A 15,897-nucleotide genomic window follows, 5' to 3' on the forward strand; every position below is an offset into this window, starting at 1 on the left:
CGAAGAAAGGACCCGCGATGACTTCGGCCTCAGCCCCGGCCGCCGCGCCCGTCGGCGTGATCGTCGACGGCTACTCGGTCGGCAAGTACCTGCCCGCCGCCTTCCGCCGGCTCGGCGCGGACGTCGTGCACCTGCAGAGCACGCCCGAGTTCCTGGACTGCGTACCCCCGCCGGACCTGCGCCCGTACCTGGCCAACGTGGTCCAGGACGCGGCCGACCCCGCCCGCACGGTGCAGGAGCTGGCCGCCTACCACCCGTGCGGGGTGCTGCCCGGCCAGGAGACCGGGGTCCCGCCGGCCGACCGCACGGCCGAGCTCCTGGGCCTGCCCGGCAACCCGTCGGCCACCTCCGCGCTGCGCCGCGACAAGTACCGCATGATCGAGGCGCTGCGCGCCGCGGGCATCCGCTGCGCCGACCAGCTGAAGTCCGGCGACGTCGAGGAGGTGCACGCCTGGGCGCGGACCACCGGCTACCCGGTCGTCGTCAAACCGCTGAGCTCGGCCTCCACGGACAAGGTCTCGATCTGCCGCGGCCCGGAGGAGGTGCGCGCCGCCGCCGCCGAGATCCTCGGCAGCCGGGACATCTTCGGCCGGCACAACGACGAGCTGCTCGCGCAGTCCTTCCTGGACGGCACCGAATACATCGTGGACGTGGTCAGGGGCCCCGGCGGCGCACGGCACGTGTGCGGGGTCTGGCGCTACGACAAGACCCTCGTCGGGACCCGGCCCGTCTACGACCGGGACGTCCTGATCGACCCCGGCGCGCCGGTGGTCGAACCCCTCGTCACCTACCTGGACACCGTCCTCGACGCCCTGGACATCCGGTTCGGCGCCGCCCACGCGGAGATCATGATGACGGCCGGCGGGCCGGTGCTCGTCGAGGTGGGCGCACGGCTCGACGGCATCATGGACCCGGGCCACCACGACGCGTGCCTCGACGGGAACCAGGCCGACCTGCTCGCACTCGCCTGCGTACGCCCCGAGGAGTACCGGCGCGCGCACCCCGGCGACAGCCTGTACCGCAAGCACCGAGAGGGGATGGTCGTCCACGTCCGCACCACCCGCGGCGGGCTCGTCGAGGCCGTGGACGAGGACGCCCTGGCCCGGATCCGCGCCCTGGACACCGTGCACCTCGCGGTGCCCCGGCTGGCCCCGGGCGACCGGATGCGGCCCACCACCGACCTGCTGTCCAGCCCGCTCCGGGTCTTCCTGACCGGGGACGGCCCGGAGCGGCTCCTCGCCGACCACCGCCGCATCCGGCTGCTGGCCGACGACGTGTTCCGCCTCGCCCCGAACTGACCGCGTCCGCACACTCCGAGGAGCCCCATGGGTGTCGCCATCAGAGCCGACCTGGCCACCGTCCCCGACTACAACATCCCCGGCACGGCGCCCGACGCCGTCCTGCTCAACTCCAACGAGGGGCCGCTGCCGCCACCGCCCGCCGTGGTCGAGGCCATCACCCGCGCCGCCGTCGAGGGCCACCGCTACCCGCAGTGGTTCTCCGACACCCTGGTCGGCCGGCTGGCCGCCGAGCTGGCGGTCCCCGGGGAACGGATCGCCGTCGGCTGCGGGTCGGTGAGCCTGTGCCGCGACCTCGTCCAGGCGTTCTGCGGTCCTGGGGACGAAGTCCTGTGCGCCTGGCGGTCCTTCGACGCGTATCCCGTCTTTGCCCAGGTCGCCGGAGTACGCGCCCGCACCGTCCCCCTGGACGCCGGCCACCGGCACGACCTGGAGGCGATGCTCGCGGCGGTCACCCCCGCCACCCGCGTCGTCTTCGTCTGCAACCCCAACAACCCCACCGGCACGGCGGTCCGGGGCCGCGAGCTGCGCGCGTTCCTCGACCGCCTCCCCGACCGGATCCTGGTCGTACTGGACGAGGCGTACCGGGAGTTCGTCGACGACCCCGACGTGCCGGACGGGATCGAGCTGGCCCGCGACCGCCCGAACGTGGCGGTGCTGCGTACCTTCTCGAAGGCGTACGGGCTCGCCGGCGTGCGCATCGGGTACTGCGTGGCGGCGCCGGCGGTGGTGTCCGCCGTCCACAAGGTGTCGGTCCCCTTCGCGGTCAGCCGCCTCGCCCAGGCCGCGGCCCTCGCCGCACTCGACCGCCCCGAGGAGGTGCGCTCGCGCGCCGCGGCGATCGTCCGCGAACGCGGACGGCTGCAGGCCCTGTTGACCCGCCACGGCCACCCGGTGACCCCCTCCCAGGCCAACTTCGTATGGCTGCCCCTGGGGGAGGAGGCCGCCGGTTTCGCCGACTTCTGCGCCCGCCACGGCGTCCTCGTACGGCCCTTCCCCGGGGACGGCGTCCGTGTCACCGTCGGCCTGCCGGAGGAGAACGACGCCTTCCTCTCGGCGGCGGACCACTACCGTGCCGGCACGGATCCCGCCAGGGTCTGATTCCGGCGGTCCCGTACGGCACCGGGCCGGAAACCGGTGTGCCGTATCCGTCGTCAGCCCGAGACGGCCTTGGCCCAGTTGCGGTTGACGGTCTCCTTCGCCTTGTGCTGCTGCGCCTCCGTCGGGAACGACGGCGTGCCCTCGACCGTCGGCAGGTTCTCCGCGGCGGCCTTGTCGAGGGTGCCGTCTTCCGCCATGGCCTCCATGAGGACGGGGCGTGCGTAGGCGCCGAGCCGGATGTTCTGGCCCTCCGGGCTGAAGACGTACTCCTGCCACAGGCGTGCCGCCGCGGGGTGCGGGGCGTCCTTGTTCACCCCGTTGGCGTAGAACTCGGCGAAGCTGCCGTCGAAGGGGATGGCGGTCCGCCAGTCGACGTCCGCGCCCTTCCTGCGGAATTCGTCGGCGTATCCGAGGTTGAGGAAGTCCCAGTCGATGCTGATCGGGGTCTCGCCCTTCTCGATCGTGGCCGGGGTGGATTCGACCGGGATGAAATTGCCGCTCTTGCGGAGCTCGGCGAAGAAGTCGATCCCGGGCTGGATGTCGTCGAAGGAACCCCCGTTCGCCAGGGCCGCCGCGTACACGCCGGCGAAGGCGGAGCCGGACTTGGTCGGGTCGCCGTTCAGCGTGACCTTGCCCTTGTACTCGGGCTTGCGCAGATCGGCGAAGGTCGCGGGGCACGTCTCGACGCGCTTGGCGTCACAGCCGATCGAGACGTAGCCGCCGTAGTTGTTGTACCAGCGGGCGTGCGGGTCCTTCTGGTCCTTGGGGATGCTGTCCCACGGCACGACCATGTACGGGGCGAGCAGGTCCTGCTTGGCCGCGGACCGGGCGAAGGAGCCACCCACGTCGATCACGTCGGGGGCACGGCCGTCGTGCCGGTGCTCCTTGATCGCGTCGATCTCGTCCTGGCTGGTGCCGTCCGGGTTCTCCACGGTGACCTTGATCCCGTACTTCTTCTCGAAGCCGTCGATCAGTGCGCCGTAGTTGGCCCAGTCGCTGGGGAGCGCGATCGTGTTGAGCGAGCCCTCCTTCTTCGCCGCCGCGGTCAGTGCCGCCATGCCGCCGGCGTCCGCGGCGGAGGTGGCCACCGCGGGTGCTCTGGGCACGGCGGTGGGCTTGCTCCCACAGGCGCCGAGGGGCGCCGCCGCGAAGGCCAGGAGGGCGGCGACGGCGGCTGTCCGGAGACGAGGTGCGGGCACAAAGGCTCCATGGCGGGCGGTCGCGTACCGGTCGAGACCAGCGTACGTTCAGTGGCCCCGGGCGCGCAGTCCCAGCCCGCGGTGTCCGCCGCGTTTCCTGCGGCCGGGCCTCCCGTGGCTGCCGTACCGGCAGGTTCTCGGCGCGGTCTCAGAGCGGCTCGTCGTCCCACCCGGCCAGGAGCGCCTCTTCCGGGATCATCGCCGCCGGTTCGCCCGCCTCGTGGACGGCCTGCTCACTCCAGATGATCTTGCCGCGATCCGTGTAGCGCGTACCCCAGCGCAGCGCGAACTGCGCGACGAGGAACAGGCCGCGGCCGCCCTCGTCGGTGTCTTCGGCCCGGCGCAGGTGGGGGGAGGTGCTGGACCCGTCGGAGACCTCGCAGACCAGGCTGCGGTCGTACAGCAGCCGCACCCGGATGGGCTCGGTTCCGTAGCGGATGGCGTTGGTGATCAGTTCGCTGAGGATGAGCTCCGTGGTGAAGGCGATGTCTTCGAGGCCCCACTCCGCGAGCCGCCGGGCGCAGGCGTTCCGCACCCGGGACACCGCCGCAGGATCGGGCGGCACGTCCCACTGGGCGATCCGCTCGGGGTCCAGCCGGCGGGTGCGGGCCACCAGCAGGGCGACGTCGTCGCTGGGCCGGGCGGGCAGCATCGCGTCGATCACCGCGGTGCAGATCTCCTCCGGGGTACGGGAGGGCCCGGCCAGGGCGGTGCGCAGCGCCGCCAGCCCCGCGTCCGGATCGCGGTCGCGGCTTTCGATCAGCCCATCGGTGAAGAGCGCCAGCACGGAGCCCTCGGGCAGGGTCAGCTCCGCGGTGTCGATGGGCAGCCCCGCGCCCAGGCCAAGCGGAGGGGAGACCGGCACCTCGGGGAAGGTCACGGTGCCGTCGGGCAGGACCAGGGCGGGGCCCGGATGCCCGGCGGTGGCGGCCGTCACGCGTCCCGAGGCGGGGTCGTAGACGGCGCACAGGCAGGTGGCTCCGGTGATCCCGCCCCACTCCTGCTCGTCGGTGTCGATATGGGCGACCAGCTCGTCCAGGTGGCTCAGGAGCTCGTCCGGAGGCAGGTCGAGGGTGGAGAAGTTGTAGACCGCGGTCCGCAGGCGACCCATGGTGGCCGCGGCGTGCAGCCCGTGGCCGACGACGTCGCCGACCACCAGCGCCACCCGGGCACCGGGCAGGGGGATGACGTCGAACCAGTCGCCTCCCACGGCCTGGGCCGCCAGATAGCGGTGCGCGACCTCGACGGCGGACTGCTCCGGTACGCGCCGGGGCAGCAGACTGCGCTGCAGGGTGTCGGCCACGGTGTGCTCGCGGGTGTAACGGCGGGCGTTGTCGACGGACAGTGCCGCCCGGGCGGTCAGCTCCTCGGCGAAGGACACGTCCTCCTCGTCGAACGACGGGGAGTCCGGCCCCCGCCAGTAGCCGGCCATCCCCAGGACGACGCCCCGGGCCCGCAGGGGCACGGCGATCAGTGAGTGGATGCCGCGGTCCAGGATCCGCAGGGAGTTCTCCGGGTCCTGGGTCCGCCAGAGCTGGGCGGTCCGCAGGTCCGCCTCCAGGACCGCACGGCCGCCGGCCAGCCCGGCGGCCATCGGGCTGGTGGGAACGAACCGGACCAGTTTGCCGACGGGGTACAGCGGGTGCTCGCCGTGCAGGCCGACGGCGGCGGTGCGGCGCATCTCGGTGTTCAGCTCGGGCGGCTCCTCGCCGCGCAGCACCGGGTCCAGCAGGTCGACCGTGACGATGTCGGCGAACCGCGGGACCGCCACCTCGGCCAGTTCCTCCGCGGTGCGCTCGACGTCCAGGGTCGTGCCCACCTGGACCCCCGCGTCGTAGAGCAGCTTCAGGCGCTCGCGGGCCACCTCGGCCCGGCCAGACAGGGCCCTCAGCTCGGTGGTGTCGCGCAGCGTGACGACCGTACCGGCGGACCCGTACGGGGCGGTGGGCCGGATGTTCACCGCCAGTAGCCGATCGGCCGCCATGTGCACCTCGTCGGTCACGGAACGGCCCGACGCGATCGGCTCGGCGATCCCCTCCTCCAGGCCCAGGTCCGTGACCTGGAGCCCTTCCGCGTCCGCCGGCAGATCCAGCAGCCGGCGCGCCTCGTCATTGGCCAGCAGCAGCCGTCCGCCGGCGCCGACGATCAGCACGCCCTCCCGGACCGCGTGCAGCACCGCGTCGTGGTGCTCGTACATCCTCGTCATCTCGGCCGGTCCCAGGCCGTGGGTCCGGCGCAGCAGCCGGCGGCTCACCAGAGCGGTGCCGCCCGCGGACAGGGCGAGCACCGCGGCCGCGCTGCCCAGGACGACCGGCAGCTGCCCGTTCAGCATGTTCTGGACGTTCTCGACCGTGACCGGGGAGGAGACGATCGCGACGACCTTGCCGTCTGCGGCCTTCACGGGGACCACCGAGACCACGGACTGCCCCAGGGACCCGGCGAACGTCTCGGTGAAGGACCGGCCGGCCGCCGCCTTGGCGAAGGGACCGACGACGTGCTTGCCGATCTGCCGCGGGTCGCTGTGGGCGAGGGTGACCCCGTCGAGCGTGTACACGTTGATCCCGTCGACCCCGGCGATCTTCGCGGCCGCCTGGGCGCTGGGCTGGAGCACCGCGCTGGGGTGGGGGCTGCGCACGGCGGCGACGATCCCAGGAGACTCCGCGAACGTCCCGGCGGCGGCGAGGGTACGGTTCCGGGCGTCCAGCATGGCGGCGCTCCGTCCCTGCACCACGAGCGCCACGACCGCGGCGGCGACGAGAAGGACGACGACGGCCAGCTGGAGGAGGAACACCTCGCCGGCCACGCTGCGCGCGCTCAGCAGGGAGGACAGGCGCTGCGGCCGCCGCCGCACCCCTTCCTTGGGGGGCGGAGCCTGGTCCTGGCGCTTCTGGCGCTCCTGGCGGTGCTCTGGGAGAGGGGGCCGAGAGCGAGCGGAGGAGCTCATGCCCGAACCGAGCAGCCAGCGCCGGATTTCTCCCAGATAGTTGCTCATCAGTCCATTTTCTAACCTCTGCGCGCTGTCGGCAGCGGCAACCCGGCCGGAGGCTCCGAGCGGCTCGATCGACCGCAGGTGGACGGTCAGGGCATCGGACCAGGTCGGGCGGGGTCGGCCACTGCCGCCGGCCGGCCGGCCGCCGTGCGGTGCGTGCAGGAGTTGTGCTCCTGGCCGAAGGGGCGGTCGCACCACGCCTGCGGCCCGCCGGCGCGTCTGACCGACGCTCACCGGCACGAGCGAACAAGCGACTTCGCGGGGGGCGGGTCGGTGATCCCCACCCCGGTCCGGTGCTCGCTCCCCTCCGGCACGCGCTCCCCATGAGCCCGCCCCCGGAGGGGAAGGGCGCGGTGCGGGTGGTCGGCGGCCGTCCGTTCGCACGTGTTCGGACCACCCGGTAACGTCGACTACGTGCGTTCCGCCCATACCGCCGCAGCGTGGCCCGGCGGTCAGCCGTCGATCGGCAGAGGAACGGGATCACATGGCAGAGCACAGCTACCGTGACGGGATGGCGGTCGCCGGGGCCGGCAGGGCCGCCGCGGCACGCTTCGTGCCGGGGCCCCGCCCCAGGACGCCTGAGCCGATCGAAGCACTGGCCGCCGCACGGTGCGGATTCCTGGAGGCCCCCGAGAACCGGACCCGTCCCGGCGGCCGGACCATCCGGCCGGCCGCCGCCCAGCGCGGCAACCTCTACGACCAGCCCGATCCCGCCTGCCCGGAGCCGGACCGCTTCAACACCACGTCCGTAGCGCTCCCCTCCTGCGCACCGCGGACGCAGCGGCTCATGCTCGACGCGGTGAAGCGGTGCCGGGACCGCCTGACGGCCGACGGAACCGACCTGAGCGCCCACAACACCACCGAGAACGCCGCCGACTTCGCCGACCTGCGCACGGCGCTCGGCATCGGGCGGTGGAACGTCTGCGGTGCCCCGTCGCGGTCCGTCCCCCCGCCCTTGGCCCGGGCCCGCGCCGTCGGCTCGGCCCAGGTCGTCGGCCAGACCGCCCACGGTCTGACGAATTCGGTGGTGTGCGGCGAAGAACGGGTGCCGGACCACTCGCCGTCCGACGTGCCGAACGCGGGCCGCAGGGCTTGCGCCAACGGGGCCTTCGACATGAAGACCGGAGCGAGCCGGGCGCAGCGGACGGCCCGGACACTGCCCCGGTCGACCACCGCGCAGCTTCCCGGCATCGGTCACCGGTCGGTCCCGCAGTCGCCGCGCGCCCAGAAGGCGCCGGCGCCCTTCCCGGCCCGCCCGACCGTGCCCGGCACCGCGTGTGTGGCGGGCCTCGGGTGGGAACCGTTCACGATCACCCCGAAGTGACCGGGAGGGCAGATGCCACGCCCACACGTACGACGGCTGCGCTCCAGGTCGGCCGCGGCGGCGACCGGAATCCTCGTCACCGGCCTGCTCGCGGCGCCCGCGGGCGCGCAGGGCGAGACGCCCGGAGGTGCGAGCGGCACGGTCGCCCGCACCGTGGGGGACGCCCGCTACGAGCCCGGCCCCTGCCCGAAGACGCCGGAGCCCGTCCCCGAACTCGAAGGGGCCCGCTGCGGAACCCTCACCGTGCCCGAGAACCGCGCCAGGCCGGGTGGCCGAACGATCAAGCTCGGTGTCGCGATCGTCCCCGCGGCCGCCGCCCACCCGAAACCCGACCCGATCCTGTGGCTCTCCGGTGGACCCGGTGACGACGCGGTCGGTGCGGCGGAGCGCGCGGTCGACGGCGGCCTCAACCGCGACCGGGACGTGATCCTCATGTCCCAGCGCGGAACGTACTCGGCCGACCCGGCCCTCATGTGCCGCAACATCGACGAGTTCAACGCGCGTGCGGTCGGCCTCGTCTACGACGCGCCCTCCACGGAGCGCGCACACGTCGGCGCGACCAAGGCCTGCCGCAAGAAGCTGGCGGGCACCGGGGCCGACCTCGGGGCCTACAACGACATCGAGAGCGCCGACGACTACGCGGACCTGCGCACCACCCTGGGCCTCGACAAGTGGAACGTCTTCGGCATCTCCTACGGAACCCACCTGGCGCTCGCGTACATGCGCCTGCACCCGGAAGGCATCCGGGCGGTCGGCCTCGACGGCATCCTGCCGCCGTCCAGGGCGAGCGCGGCGGCGACATGGAACAGCGCCCGAGAGGGCCTGGACGGTCTCTTCAAGGCGTGCGCCGAACAGCCGGCGTGCAACCGCAGATATCCCAACCTGTCCGCCACCTTCGACCGCCTGGTCCGTGAACTGGAGGCCAAGCCGGTCACCACCACCGTCACGCTCCCCGACAGCCCGAAGCCGGTGAAGGTCGTCCTGGACGGCGGAGCGCTGCTGAACTGGATGGTCTCCGCCACCCATGTCGCCCCCGGGGTCCCCCGCTCCCTCGACGAGCTGGCCCACGGCAATCCGCAGCGCATCGCCGAGCAGTGGGCGGCGAGCAGGTTCGGCCCCCAGGCCATCGGCCGGGTCTCCCACGGTCTCGCCTACGGCGTCTTCTGCAGCGCGTGGGTGCCGTACGAAACCGTCACCCAGGCCGTCCGGGCCGCCCACGAAGCGTTCCCGGGCTTCCCCGCCTCGGTACTGGCCCAGGCGCCGCAGCTTCCCTTCCTCCGATCGGACTGCGAGGCCTGGCACATCCCGGCGGCCCCCGGGTCGATCCGGGACGTCACCCGCAGCGACATCCCCACCCTCGTGCTGTCGGGCGGCTTCGACTCCCAGACCGGCGCCGACAACGGCCCGTACGTCGCCCGGACGCTGCGCCGTGCCACCGTCGTCACCATCCCCTACGCGCCCCACGTGGTGTTCGCCGCCTCGAAGTGCGCGCGAACCATCACCTCCTCCTTCTTCGACACCCCGACCGCCCCGGACACCGCGTGCCTCAAGGACCTCAAGCCCCCGAAGTTCGAGATCGCTCCCTGAGAAAGAGGGTGGTGTCCGTGAATCGCACGGTGTCGTCGTGCACCGCCGCGGGCGCCGTGGTCGCGGCCGTCCTGGCCGGTGTCGCACACCCGCAGGCGTACGCGGCCGGCGGCGACCGCGACGAGCGCAGCGCAGCGGTCCTCCGGGAACTGGTGCCTTCGGCCGACGGCCCGGGCTGTGCGGCAGCCGTCGGCAGACGGGGAAGCGTCGTCTGGGAGGCCGGGAGAGGGAAGGCCGATCTGACCACCGGTCGCACCATCACCCCGAAGACGGTCTTCGACATGGCGTCCAACTCCAAGCAGTTCACCGCGGACGCCGTCCTCCTGCTGGCGGGACGGCACCGACTCGCGCTGAACGACCCCCTGTCCGCATACCTCGACGACCCGCCCGCCTGGACGCGGGACGTCACGCTGGGCGACCTGATGCGCCACACCAGCGGCATCACCGACTACCAGGATCTGCTGGAGGCCAAGGGCATCGGGCTGACGGATCCGGCCGGCCAGCAGGAAGCCATCGCGGCCATCCTCGCCTCGCAGCCGGAAGAGCCGCCGGGCAAGCGGTTCTCCTACTCCAACTCCAACTACGTCCTCCTGGCGCACGTGGTCGAGAAGGTCACCGGCAAGCCGTTCCCGGCCTTCCTCCAAAAGGAGTTCTTCACCCCGCTGCACCTGCGCATGACGCTGTCCCCGGCAGTGGACGTTCCCGGCAAGGCGAAGTCGTACGACGAGAAGGACGGCTCCTTCCGCCCCGATTCCTCCCCGTGGAAGCAGTACGGAGACGGCTCCGTCCAGACCACCCCCGGAGAACTCGTCCGCTGGGCCGACAACTACCGCACCGGCCGCATAGGCGGCGCGGAACTGCTCACCGGAGTCACTCAGGGAGCGGTGAGCGTGGGTGACGTCCTGCGGCAGCGCGGAATCGAAGCAGGGCGGTACGGGGCCGGAATCCTCCTCCTCCCCGACAAGAGCCTGGTGCACCGCGGCGACTGGGAGGGATTCCACAGCACCTTCAAGGTGAGCCCGGACCGCAACACCGCCGTGACCGTCGTGTGCAACGTGAATTCCCCCGACCATTTCCGCGCGGCCGACCAACTGCTGAACATATGGGCCAAATGAACGGGAGACATCGTCCATCGTCCGGTCAGAGGGAACCAACTGGCACAGGGGTCGGGACCGTCTGCTCGTGTCGGCCGGAATGGCCGGCTCCTCGCGGGCCCGACCTCGTACGATTGTTCTCCGCTCGTCACTCGACGGCATGAGCACGGACGCCGGACAGTTGTCACCGATGCCGTTGTGGGACAGAGTCGAGCAGTGATCGAGTTGCACGTACTGACGGTGGACGACTGGCGCCTGTGGCGGGAGTTGAGGCTGGCTGCGCTTGCCGAGGCACCGCATGCCTTCGCGTCCACTCTCGCGGACTGGCAAGGGAACAACGATCGTGAGGAGCGCTGGCGGGCCCGGCTCGCCATTCCCGGCTCCTACAACGTCCTCACACTGCTGGACGGCGAGCCGACCGGGATGGCCAGCGGGGTCCTCGGGCCCGAGGAGGGTGTCGTCGAGCTGATCTCCCTGTGGGTCGGCAAGGCGTCTCGGGGGCAGGGGCTGGGGGATTACCTGGTTCAGGCGATCGTGCGGTGGGCCGGGCGGGGCGGGGCGGAGCTCGTTCGGCTCGCGGTCTCGTCCACCAATACGCATGCCATCGCGCTGTACCGGCGCCACGGTTTCCGGGACACCGGACGGTTCGGCGACACCCTGCCCGACGGGGCCACAGAGCACATCATGGAGAAACGCCTCTCGTCGGGGAGAGCTTCTGAGGGAACGACGGCCTGACGCCGGGCCGACGAGGGCTCAGTCGAGCTTGCATGCCGCAGAAGCCGGCTGCCCCTTGGCCAGGAAGATCGTCTGAGCCATCATCCTGTAGCCGGTGATGCGTTCCCGCAGGGTTTCGATGGACTCCTCGGGATGGACGGAGTCGATGACGGCGTGCGGCCCGTGCGCGTTGAACTGATGGCTGACGCCCCGGGGGATCTGCATGTCCGCCCAGGCGTTCTCCGGGACCACGAGGTTGTAGCGAGTACGGCGTGTGCCTTCGGGAGCGCCGGGCGCGGCATCCTCGAACATGTCGGGCCGGAACGGCGTGACACCGTCGACGTGGTTCACGTCGATGGGGGAGAGGCTTGACACTTGGATGCGAGTCGCCGGACCGGTCATCATGCGTACGAAACGCAGCCCGGTGTGCAGATGCATCCGGGAGCAGATGTCCCGTTCGACAACATCGTAGAAGTCCATGAGATAGCGGTCGGCGAAGAAGCCGTCGAAGGGGGCGGCGAGCATGTAGACGTCGCCTTCCTCGAACGTCTGCGCGCGCTGAATGCCGTCACCGTCCCGAGTGGTCGTGGCCGGACTGCGGTGGGCCGCGCGCACCACACCGCTGAGCGCCGTGGTCACGGCGAGGGCCGCCTCGGGGGACAGGCGGACGACGGGAGTGACACGACACCGGCCAGGGTCGCTGAAGCGCGCCATGTCATGGACTTCGTTCTCGTCATCGGGTGTGAACTTCATGACCTGGGTCATGAGAACCCTCCTTGTGATGGCGCGACGCTCGAATCGCGCCTCCTGTCAGGTAGAGGACTTCACAGCACGGTAGATGGTGCGGCAGGGCGCCGCGGTCCTGGAACAGGAACCGGACTCGCACTTGGTGTAGGACGACTCGATGTCGTGTTCCGCGGGAACGAGTCCGGCGCTCTCCAGGGCTGCACGGATATCGCGCGGCCCGAAGTGGCGGCTGTGCAACGTCTGGTTCACCCGGTGCAACTGCCCCTCCTGCTCCATCAGCCCCGACACGCGGAGCATGCCGGTACCGGAGCCCGCATCCCACACACCCCGCTTGGCGATCACGGCATCCGTCTCGTCGACGAGTGTGAGGTTGTCCCAGTGACGAAAATGGGAGGTCTCGAAGACGTCGAACAGGAATTGGCCGCCCTCTTCGAGTACCGCGCCGACCCGGGTGAAGCAGCGCTCCAGGTCTGCCCGGGTGAGGAAGTGGTTCAGGGCACCGTCCAGACAGACGGCCGCGTCCACCGCCCGGGGGAGGGTGAAGCAGCGCGCGTCCTGCTCCGACAGTCGCAGCAAGCCTGCGTCGACGAGCCCGCCGAGCTTGCCCCGGGCCACCCCGAGCATGCCCGGGGAACGGTCCACCCCGGTGACCGTCCAGCCCTCGCCGCACAGTACCTCCGCGGTGACACCCGTGCCGCAGCACAGGTCCAGCACGGAGCGGGTGGCCGGCGCCGACTGCCGGAGGAACGTGGTGAGCCTCGGGGAGAAACCGCGCACCCATCCGGTGTAGTAGGCCTCGAAGAATGCGGAGAACTCACGGGTGTAGTACGACATCAGCGCTGACTCCTTCTGTTGTCCTCACGGCTGCTGCCGGACCGGGTCACTCGGAGACCCGGACGAACTCGAAGGCCGGTACGGTGCGTTCCATCCGCACGGCGAGGCGATCGATCCCCGCAGGAGTGATCGCGATCGGCCCGGGATCCACCGAACACATGGTGTACAGGGCGCCGTTCGGGGCACGGTATACCTCGCCCACGACGGAACCGTAGCTGAACACCGTGCCCCCACCGTCCGTGCTCGGCGCCAAGCAGATGTGACCGAACCCGGGATGGTGGTAAGTCCCCATCAGCGTGGTCAGGGAGCACGGGCACGCCCTCCGCCCCGGCGTGGAGCCGGCCATCCGTTCTGGTTTTCCCGCAGGCAGCCGATTCGCCATGCCGATTTCCCGGCCGCTCAACGCGTCGACGAGAGAGAAGACAACGGCACATCGGAAACAGCAGTGTGCGCGCGCTGGTGAGTGACGTACGCCGGTGTTGCAGAACACGTTGACGGCCAGCCGACGCTGCGGCATCACCACCGTCATGCCGCGTACCGCACCGACGCTGCTGCTGTGCACCAGAATCCGCGCTCCCCGGTAGCGGCCGGCCAGCCAACCGTAGCCGTATCCCTCCGCGACGACGCACGCCGGATGGTTGGCCGAGGTCGTGGGGGCCGATGTCCGGGGCGTGCGCAGATATTCCAAGGCCTCTGCGCCGAGCAGCCGTCGATGCATGCCGAGGCCGGTCAGGTGGAAGCGGAGCACCGCGGTCATGTCCTCAGCGCTCGCCCAGAGACCGGAGAGGACGGCCGACAGCCCGTGCAGACGCGGCGGGCCCGAGTCGGTGAACGCACCGGCGTCGTCGAGTTCGTGACCATGCACAAGCCCACCGTCCTGCTTGTCGCGAGGGCCGTGAGCGCCCAGCTCGGAGAGGAAGTCACCGACGAGCTGGTGCCACGGCCGGCCGGTGGTCTCCTCCGCTAGGTGGCAGGTGAGCAGGTAGGCCAGGTCACTGTACGAGTGCCGCTCGCAGCCCGGTGCGCGGACCGTGACCAGGTGCGGCAGCCGCCTGCGGGCGGCATCACCGGGAGTGGTGTCCGCACATCCGGCCAGCAGCATGTCGTACGAGGGCATTCCGGAAGAATGTGTGAGCAGTTGGTTGAGCATGTAGCCGTCCCGGGGGGCGCCGTGTGGCAGGACGTCGATGAGCTGACGCGTCTCCCAGCCGGTCAGTCCTTGCTCGACCAACTGGGCCATGAAGGCCGCTATGAGGCTCTTGGTGAGCGAACCGAGAGGAAAGAGTGTCCGAGATCTCAGCGGTGTGCCGGTGGACGCGTCGCGGATGCCATCGACGAGCACCGCCGCCTCGTCGCCGTGTACGACGGTGACGCAGACGCCCGGTACGCGCCACGCCGCCCGCAGGGAGGCCAGCCCCTCGGCCAGGCAGCCGACGTCCGGCAAGAGGGCGCCTCGTGGCACGCGCCTGTTGTCGCCGCCCGCTCCCGAGGTCATCGCCGGCCAGGGCCTGGCGCGCGAGTCCCGTCCGCTGCCCTTTGCTCCTCGGCGACGGCTTGGCAATGCTCCACAAGAGCATCGAGGGTGCCGTTCAAATAGAGCGTTTCGACGGAGGGTTCCAGTCCAAGGCGGGCTCCGATGCGGGCGAGCATCACGATCGCCTGCATCGAGTTGCCGCTGATTTCGAAGAAGTCCTCGTCGCCGGGCGGTTGCACTGATCGGGGCAGGCCGAGTGCCTCGATCCATTCCTCGGTGACAACGGTCCGGAGCCGACCGAGTGTCTGCGCTTCCGGCTCTGGTGCGTGATGGTTCGGCATGTCACCTCCGTGGTGGTGTCAGCACCCTGTCTGGGGGCGCTGTCGGCCGCGGTGGTGCGGCCGGGGTTGCTCTGTCCGACGTACTGTGAGGCCTGGCCTCATGGCGGACCGCCACCCGAGAACGGAGTGCGGTCCAGCCGTTCGGCGAGCCGGGCCCCGAGGAGCCCGGCGAAGACGTGTCCGGTCAGTGGCGACCACTCCTCACGAGCGGTCGGGGCAACCGGCACGGAGTGCCATGCCGCGCGGGTCATAGTGGTGTCGTCCCGCCCGGTCACCACAACGACGCGCCGTCCGCGCCCGGCTGCCGCCCGTGCGAGTTCCACCACCCTCAGATGGCCGCGACCCGAAGGCGCCACGACTACCAAGGGGGCGTCGGCGGGATCGAGGAACCGCTCGACGTGCCAGTACTCCTCCACGTCCTGGGCGTACGCCGGCAGCCCGGCGGCCTCCACCACTTTGGCGGCCGTGTACATGGCCGTACCTCGGGCAGGTCCTGTTCCCGCGACGACGAGCGGAACCCATGGCCGTGCAGTCTCGGCCAGCCGGGCGGCCAGCTCGCGGCAGGGTTCGTCGGCGTCGGCGTGCCCGGCCCGGACGGCGTCGGCTGTCGCGGCGATCTCGGCCACCAGGGATTGCTCCGCAGCCACGGGCAAGCCGGGATGCGCGCGGCGCAGGGCGCTCAGCCGGACGGCGAGCAGGAGCAACGCCAGCAGGCTTGCCTGGTAGGTGCGGATGCCGGGACAGCGTTCCGTGAGGGTCAGCTCGGCTGCGACGTGCTGCCCCGCGGCGCGGGCGATGGCGCTGTCGGACCGTCCGGTGACGGCCACGGTCGGATGGCCCTGGGCGCGTGCTTGCCGCACTGCGGTGAGCAGCCGGGGGCTGCTTCCGGAGGCGGACACCGCGACGACCAGGGTACCCGGGCTCTCCCGGACGGGGCTGAGCATGCCGTAGTCGAGGAACTGCTGAGTGCTCAGGGCATGGCAGGAGATGGCGGCCAGACGTTCGAAGGCCAGCTCCGTGGCGCGGCCGGCGCAGTGGGAATCACCGCTGCCGACCAGTACGACCTGTCGCAAGTCGTCGCAGCGCAGGGCCTCCAGCGCCGTTCCCGCTCGGGTGGCCAGCGGGTCGGTCAACGTCTCGATGTCTGCGGCGAGCAGGGCCGACTGCCGGAGCATGGTCCTGACGGAATACATGG

General features: G+C 71.3%; 13 protein-coding genes. 6 read left to right on the top strand and 7 right to left on the bottom strand.

Translation table 11 applies throughout. The annotated features are described in order from the left end of the window. Positions 1–17 precede the first annotated feature (17 nt). Positions 18–1,298: an ATP-grasp domain-containing protein gene (locus tag JYK04_RS35325; RefSeq protein WP_189741722.1), complete on the top strand. Its 1,281-nt coding sequence runs from the start codon at positions 18–20 to the stop codon at positions 1,296–1,298. A gap of 27 nt (positions 1,299–1,325) precedes the next feature. Beyond that, a complete protein-coding gene (gene hisC / locus JYK04_RS35330; protein ID WP_189741719.1) occupies positions 1,326–2,399 on the top strand; it encodes a histidinol-phosphate transaminase in 1,074 nt (357 codons plus the stop codon). A gap of 53 nt (positions 2,400–2,452) precedes the next feature. Here hisC and JYK04_RS35335 read toward each other — a convergent pair whose 3' ends face one another. Together JYK04_RS35335 and JYK04_RS35340 are read right to left on the bottom strand one after the other, a co-directional pair. Then, on the bottom strand, positions 2,453–3,598 hold the full coding sequence (locus tag JYK04_RS35335) for an ABC transporter substrate-binding protein (protein ID WP_229876036.1): 1,146 nt from the start codon (positions 3,596–3,598) through the stop codon (positions 2,453–2,455). Between the two features lie 148 nt (positions 3,599–3,746). Continuing rightward, positions 3,747–6,542, bottom strand: coding sequence for a SpoIIE family protein phosphatase (locus JYK04_RS35340; protein WP_189742094.1), 2,796 nt, complete (start codon positions 6,540–6,542; stop codon positions 3,747–3,749). A gap of 529 nt (positions 6,543–7,071) precedes the next feature. On the opposite strand from JYK04_RS35340, the gene JYK04_RS35345 reads away from it, so the two are divergent. The 4 genes from JYK04_RS35345 to JYK04_RS35360 all read left to right on the top strand — a co-directional run bounded on the left by JYK04_RS35345 (position 7,072) and on the right by JYK04_RS35360 (position 11,327). Further along, on the top strand, positions 7,072–7,911 hold the full coding sequence (locus JYK04_RS35345) for a hypothetical protein (RefSeq protein WP_189741716.1): 840 nt from the start codon (positions 7,072–7,074) through the stop codon (positions 7,909–7,911). Between the two features lie 12 nt (positions 7,912–7,923). Further along, complete coding sequence (locus JYK04_RS35350; protein WP_189741713.1) at positions 7,924–9,498, top strand: alpha/beta fold hydrolase; 1,575 nt, start codon at positions 7,924–7,926, stop codon at positions 9,496–9,498. Between the two features lie 17 nt (positions 9,499–9,515). Then, positions 9,516–10,613, top strand: a complete 1,098-nt coding sequence (locus tag JYK04_RS35355; protein ID WP_189741710.1) for a serine hydrolase domain-containing protein — start codon at positions 9,516–9,518, stop codon at positions 10,611–10,613. Positions 10,614–10,808: 195 nt separating this feature from the next. Beyond that, the gene (locus tag JYK04_RS35360; RefSeq protein ID WP_189741707.1) at positions 10,809–11,327 is read left to right on the top strand and encodes a GNAT family N-acetyltransferase; all 519 of its coding nucleotides are present in this window, start codon (positions 10,809–10,811) and stop codon (positions 11,325–11,327) included. An 18-nt stretch (positions 11,328–11,345) separates the two neighbouring features. Here JYK04_RS35360 and JYK04_RS35365 read toward each other — a convergent pair whose 3' ends face one another. The 5 genes from JYK04_RS35365 to JYK04_RS35385 form a co-directional block, all read right to left on the bottom strand. Beyond that, positions 11,346–12,071 carry a hypothetical protein gene (locus JYK04_RS35365; protein WP_229876022.1) on the bottom strand — a complete coding sequence of 242 codons (726 nt, stop codon included), beginning with the start codon at positions 12,069–12,071 and terminating at the stop codon, positions 11,346–11,348. A 45-nt stretch (positions 12,072–12,116) separates the two neighbouring features. Further along, positions 12,117–12,887 carry a class I SAM-dependent DNA methyltransferase gene (locus JYK04_RS35370; RefSeq protein ID WP_189741705.1) on the bottom strand — a complete coding sequence of 257 codons (771 nt, stop codon included), beginning with the start codon at positions 12,885–12,887 and terminating at the stop codon, positions 12,117–12,119. Positions 12,888–12,933: 46 nt separating this feature from the next. Then, the gene (locus tag JYK04_RS35375; RefSeq protein ID WP_189741702.1) at positions 12,934–14,331 is read right to left on the bottom strand and encodes a serine hydrolase domain-containing protein; all 1,398 of its coding nucleotides are present in this window, start codon (positions 14,329–14,331) and stop codon (positions 12,934–12,936) included. Between the two features lie 47 nt (positions 14,332–14,378). Beyond that, a complete protein-coding gene (locus JYK04_RS35380; RefSeq protein ID WP_189741699.1) occupies positions 14,379–14,702 on the bottom strand; it encodes an acyl carrier protein in 324 nt (107 codons plus the stop codon). A 98-nt stretch (positions 14,703–14,800) separates the two neighbouring features. After that, positions 14,801–15,895 (bottom strand): SIS domain-containing protein, encoded by a 1,095-nt coding sequence (locus JYK04_RS35385; RefSeq protein ID WP_189741698.1) that lies wholly within the window; start codon positions 15,893–15,895, stop codon positions 14,801–14,803. Positions 15,896–15,897 lie beyond the last annotated feature (2 nt).

This window comes from Streptomyces nojiriensis (genome assembly GCF_017639205.1).
Classification (GTDB): domain Bacteria; phylum Actinomycetota; class Actinomycetes; order Streptomycetales; family Streptomycetaceae; genus Streptomyces; species Streptomyces nojiriensis.

Bases quoted from the DNA above. Each gene is read 5' to 3' on its own strand.
- JYK04_RS35325 (WP_189741722.1), top strand. From the start codon at position 18: ATGACTTCGGCCTCAGCCCCGGCCGCCGCGCCCGTCGGCGTGATCGTC.
- hisC (WP_189741719.1), top strand. From the start codon at position 1,326: ATGGGTGTCGCCATCAGAGCCGACCTGGCCACCGTCCCCGACTACAAC.
- JYK04_RS35340 (WP_189742094.1), bottom strand. From the start codon at position 6,542: ATGAGCTCCTCCGCTCGCTCTCGGCCCCCTCTCCCAGAGCACCGCCAG.
- JYK04_RS35345 (WP_189741716.1), top strand. From the start codon at position 7,072: ATGGCAGAGCACAGCTACCGTGACGGGATGGCGGTCGCCGGGGCCGGC.
- JYK04_RS35350 (WP_189741713.1), top strand. From the start codon at position 7,924: ATGCCACGCCCACACGTACGACGGCTGCGCTCCAGGTCGGCCGCGGCG.
- JYK04_RS35365 (WP_229876022.1), bottom strand. From the start codon at position 12,071: ATGACCCAGGTCATGAAGTTCACACCCGATGACGAGAACGAAGTCCAT.
- JYK04_RS35370 (WP_189741705.1), bottom strand. From the start codon at position 12,887: ATGTCGTACTACACCCGTGAGTTCTCCGCATTCTTCGAGGCCTACTAC.
- JYK04_RS35380 (WP_189741699.1), bottom strand. From the start codon at position 14,702: ATGCCGAACCATCACGCACCAGAGCCGGAAGCGCAGACACTCGGTCGG.
- JYK04_RS35385 (WP_189741698.1), bottom strand. From the start codon at position 15,895: ATGTATTCCGTCAGGACCATGCTCCGGCAGTCGGCCCTGCTCGCCGCA.